Source organism: Collinsella sp. TM05-37 (genome assembly GCF_003436455.1).
GTDB lineage: Bacteria > Actinomycetota > Coriobacteriia > Coriobacteriales > Coriobacteriaceae > Collinsella.
The window spans coordinates 1-5,434 of the sequence record NZ_QSPN01000001.1 but is presented as its reverse complement, the minus strand read 5'-3'; the positions used below and the strand labels follow the sequence as shown (position 1 = coordinate 5,434).

Annotated in this window: 3 rRNA genes; all 3 read left to right on the top strand. The window is 63.5% G+C overall.

Features of this window, described 5'->3' with window-relative positions:
- Positions 1 to 280 precede the first annotated feature (280 nt).
- Positions 281 to 1,786: ribosomal RNA gene (locus DXD48_RS00015) — 16S ribosomal RNA — on the top strand.
- 393 nt (positions 1,787 to 2,179) lie between these two features.
- Positions 2,180 to 5,153 (top strand): 23S ribosomal RNA (locus tag DXD48_RS00010).
- Positions 5,154 to 5,298: 145 nt separating this feature from the next.
- Positions 5,299 to 5,414, top strand: a 5S ribosomal RNA gene (gene rrf, locus DXD48_RS00005).
- The 16S, 23S and 5S rRNA genes sit together here, the layout of an rRNA operon.
- Positions 5,415 to 5,434 lie beyond the last annotated feature (20 nt).

Here is a 5,434-nt window from a genome sequence, read left to right as displayed (position 1 = left end):
CGGTCTGGCAATATATCTCCTTGCCGCGCGGCCCGGTCGGACCGGATCAGCCGCAGAGCGTGCACCTTGAGAACCGGATACTGCGAGGATGGACACATTCAGTGTCGCATCCGGGCAGACATCGAACCATTTGAAATGGTCTAACTTGGATTTGTTTTTCGCAAGGCCGTCGAGAGGCGGCCCCGAGAAATTCCTTTTCCTATACTAAAACCATATGAATCGAACGGAACCGATCAGCGATGGACTGAGAGGACCGGACGGGCTCGAAGCCCATACATTTTGGACGGAGAGTTCGATCCTGGCTCAGGATGAACGCTGGCGGCGCGCCTAACACATGCAAGTCGAACGGCACCCACCTTCGGGTGGAAGCGAGTGGCGAACGGCTGAGTAACACGTGGAGAACCTGCCCCCTCCCCCGGGATAGCCGCCCGAAAGGACGGGTAATACCGGATACCCCGGGGTGCCGCATGGCACCCCGGCTAAAGCCCCGACGGGAGGGGATGGCTCCGCGGCCCATCAGGTAGACGGCGGGGTGACGGCCCACCGTGCCGACAACGGGTAGCCGGGTTGAGAGACCGACCGGCCAGATTGGGACTGAGACACGGCCCAGACTCCTACGGGAGGCAGCAGTGGGGAATCTTGCGCAATGGGGGGAACCCTGACGCAGCGACGCCGCGTGCGGGACGGAGGCCTTCGGGTCGTAAACCGCTTTCAGCAGGGAAGAGTCAAGACTGTACCTGCAGAAGAAGCCCCGGCTAACTACGTGCCAGCAGCCGCGGTAATACGTAGGGGGCGAGCGTTATCCGGATTCATTGGGCGTAAAGCGCGCGTAGGCGGCCCGGCAGGCCGGGGGTCGAAGCGGGGGGCTCAACCCCCCGAAGCCCCCGGAACCTCCGCGGCTTGGGTCCGGTAGGGGAGGGTGGAACACCCGGTGTAGCGGTGGAATGCGCAGATATCGGGTGGAACACCGGTGGCGAAGGCGGCCCTCTGGGCCGAGACCGACGCTGAGGCGCGAAAGCTGGGGGAGCGAACAGGATTAGATACCCTGGTAGTCCCAGCCGTAAACGATGGACGCTAGGTGTGGGGGGACGATCCCCCCGTGCCGCAGCCAACGCATTAAGCGTCCCGCCTGGGGAGTACGGCCGCAAGGCTAAAACTCAAAGGAATTGACGGGGGCCCGCACAAGCAGCGGAGCATGTGGCTTAATTCGAAGCAACGCGAAGAACCTTACCAGGGCTTGACATATGGGTGAAGCGGGGGAGACCCCGTGGCCGAGAGGAGCCCATACAGGTGGTGCATGGCTGTCGTCAGCTCGTGTCGTGAGATGTTGGGTTAAGTCCCGCAACGAGCGCAACCCCCGCCGCGTGTTGCCATCGGGTGATGCCGGGAACCCACGCGGGACCGCCGCCGTCAAGGCGGAGGAGGGCGGGGACGACGTCAAGTCATCATGCCCCTTATGCCCTGGGCTGCACACGTGCTACAATGGCCGGTACAGAGGGATGCCACCCCGCGAGGGGGAGCGGATCCCGGAAAGCCGGCCCCAGTTCGGATTGGGGGCTGCAACCCGCCCCCATGAAGTCGGAGTTGCTAGTAATCGCGGATCAGCATGCCGCGGTGAATGCGTTCCCGGGCCTTGTACACACCGCCCGTCACACCACCCGAGTCGTCTGCACCCGAAGTCGCCGGCCCAACCGCAAGGGGGGAGGCGCCGAAGGTGTGGAGGGTGAGGGGGGTGAAGTCGTAACAAGGTAGCCGTACCGGAAGGTGCGGCTGGATCACCTCCTTTCTAGGGAGATACATTCTTAGAGAGATCAACTTAACTCGAATAGAGGGCAGGAGCCCGTCCGGTGGATGTCGCCAGGATGATTCCCCGCAGCACCCGGTCCCCGGGGTCGCACCCGCGTACCTTGAGAGCCGCATAGCGATAGGAGAGAGATGGAAGATCATTCTTCCAGACTCGATTCTTTTCTGCGATTTAAAGACAGAATGATAGCAATCATTCATCCGATCCAAACAAGAAGAATTCACTTATTAATGAGTGAGGAGCATCTGATCGCGAGCACAGTCAACTACTGTGCCGCGGTATGAGATACCCGAATTGCGACATACGAGCGCTATTCATGATATCGATTAATTAATTTTAGCGACACGTGGATATCCCGCGGGCCCGAGAGCGGTCCCGCAAGATACCACGGGCGCACGGCGGATGCCTTGGCACAGGGAGCCGATGAAGGACGCGGCAAGCTGCGATAATCCCCGGCGAGGAGCACACATCCTTCGACCCGGGGGTCTCCGAATGGGCGAACCCATCCGTAGCAGTACGGATATCCCGGCCCCGAACACATAGGGGCCGGGAGGACAACCCGGGGAACTGAAACATCTAAGTACCCGGAGGAGAGGAAATCAATCTCGAGACTCCCCGAGTAGCGGCGAGCGAAAGGGGACCGATGGCCAAACCGTCGAGCGGGCATACCCGGCAGGGGTTCCGCCGACGGGGTTGCAGGGCCGCGCATCCGGGGGCTGCCGCCCCCGGGCGCAGGTCCGGCTGGGGAGCGGAACGGCATGGGAGGGCCGGCCGCAGCGGGTGACAGCCCCGTACGCGAACCCAGACCGGACGGCGCGACGCGGTCCCTGAGTAGGGCCGGGCACGTGAAACCCGGTCCGAACCTGGGTGGACCACCATCCAAGCCTGAGTACTACCCTGTGACCGATAGCGCACCAGTACCGTGAGGGAAAGGTGAAAAGCACCCCGGGAGGGGAGTGAAACAGTACCTGAAACCGTGCGCCCACGAGCAGTCGGAGCACCCTTGTGGTGTGACGGCGTGCCTTTTGTAGAATGAGCCAGCGAGTCGCTGGCGCGGGGCGAGGTTAACCGAAAGGGAGCCGTAGCGAAAGCGAGCCTTAACAGGGCGACTTGAGTCCCGCGCCGCGGACGCGAAGCCGGGTGAGCTATCCGTGGGCAGGCTGAAGCGGGGGTAAGACCCCGTGGAGGGCCGAACGCACGTCGGTTGAAAACGGCGGCGATGACCTGCGGATAGGGGTGAAAGGCCAATCAAACCCGGAGATATCTCGTTCTCCCCGAAATAGCTTTAGGGCTAGCGTCGCGCGTTCACCGCCGGAGGTAGAGCACCGGATGGACGAGGGGGCTTCGCCGCCTACCGAATCCAACCGAACTCCGAATGCCGGCGGCCCAGAGCGCGGCAGTCAGAGCATGTGGGCTAAGCTGTGTGCTCGAGAGGGAAACAGCCCGGACCGCCCGCTAAGGTCCCCAAGTTCCAGCCGAGTGGCAAAGGATGTGCGTCCGCCCAGACAACCAGGATGTTGGCTTAGAAGCAGCCATGCATTCAAAGAGTGCGTAACAGCTCACTGGTCGAGTGGACATGCGCCGACAATACACGGGGCTAAGCTGGACACCGAAGCGGCGGGATTTTGATTTTCAGAATCGGTAGGGGAGCTTCCCATGGGCGGTGAAGCCGCCGGGCGACCGGCGGTGGAGCGCATGGGAGTGAGAATGCTGGCATGAGTAGCGAGAGACGAGAGAGTAACTCGTCCGCCGTGAACCCGAGGTTTCCTGGGCAAGGCTAATCCTCCCAGGGTCAGTCGGGGGCTAAGGCGAGGCCGGAAGGCGTAGCCGACGCGCAGCAGGCAGACATTCCTGCACCGCGCACGCGGCGCTACGACCGACGGGGCGACGGATGGGGGTGGCTCGGCGGGGTTCTGGACGTCCCCGTGATGGAGCGCGGCCCGCGGACCAGGGAAATCCGGTCCGCACACAGGGCGAGGCTCCGGACGAAGCACTTAAGCGAAGCGAGTGAGCCCGAGGTCCCTAGAAAAACCCCTAGGCAGGCGCGTGCGCGCCCGTACCGCAAACCGACACAGGTGGGTGGGTAGAACATACCGAGGCGATCGGGTCAACCATGGTCAAGGAACTCGGCACAATGGCCCCGTAACTTCGGGAGAAGGGGTGCCCGCGCGTACGTGAACGGACTTGCTCCGGGAGCGGAGGCGGGCCGCAGTGGAGAGGCCCAAGCGACTGTTTACCAAAAACACAGGACTCTGCAGAAGCCGCAAGGCGACGTATAGGGTCTGACGCCTGCCCGGTGCCGGAAGGTCACGCGGAGGAGTTAGCTTTCGAGCGAAGCCCCGAAGCCAAGCCCCGGTAAACGGCGGCCGTAACTATAACGGTCCTAAGGTAGCGAAATTCCTTGTCGGGTAAGTTCCGACCTGCACGAAAGGCGCAACGACTTGGGCGCTGTCTCGACCATGGACCCGGTGAAATTGCACTGGTCGTGAAGATGCGACTTACCCGCGGAAGGACGGAGAGACCCCGTGAACCTTCACTGCAGCTTGGCATTGGCCGCTGGTCCCGCGTGTAGAGGATAGGCAGGAGGCATCGATCCGGAGGCGCCAGCCCCCGGGGAGCCGCCCTTGGAATACTGCCCTCGCGCGACCGGCGTCCTAACCCGAGGCCGTCGACCGGCTCGGGGACCGTGCCAGGCGGGCAGTTTGACTGGGGCGGTCGCCTCCTAAAGGGTAACGGAGGCGCGCGAAGGTCCGCTCGGGACGGTCGGCAACCGTCCTTTTGAATGCAAGAGTACAAGCGGGCTTGACTGCGAGGCCCACAAGCCGAGCAGGTGCGAAAGCAGGCTCTAGTGATCCGGCGGCCCCGAGTGGGTGGGCCGTCGCTCAACGGATAAAAGGTACTCCGGGGATAACAGGCTGATCTTGCCCAAGAGTCCACATCGACGGCAAGGTTTGGCACCTCGATGTCGGCTCATCGCATCCTGGGGCTGGAGCAGGTCCCAAGGGTACGGCTGTTCGCCGTTTAAAGCGGTACGCGAGCTGGGTTCAGAACGTCGTGAGACAGTTCGGTCCCTATCCTCCGTGGGCGCAGGAGAATCGATGGAGGCTGCCCCCAGTACGAGAGGACCGGGGTGGACGCACCTCCGGTGAACCGGTTGTCGACCAACGGCACGGCCGGGTAGCCGCGTGCGGCGCGGATAACCGCTGAAGGCATCTAAGCGGGAAGCCGTTCCAGGGATTAGTTCTCCTTCCGGTAAGGGCCCAGGTAGACTACCTGGTCGATAGACGGCAGGTGCAAGGCTGGCGACAGCCTCAGCCGAGCCGCACTAATCGCCCGAGCTCTTCCGGAACCGCACCTCGCGGCCCGCGGGACATGCGCTCTGAAGCGCGGTCCGGGCACGAGGATGCCCCCGAGTCACCTCCCCTATGCGCCATGCGGCCCCCAGGGCACGTGTATGCGATACCGGACACCGTAACGGTGGGCGCCGCCCACCGGTCAGCGGCCAGAGCATGGGGGGCACGCCCGGTCCCGTTCCGAACCCGGAAGCTAAGCCCCATCGCGCCGAGAGTACTGCGGGGCCAGCCCGTGGGAGGCCAGGGCGCCGCTGACCGGTGGACGGCACCGAGCCGT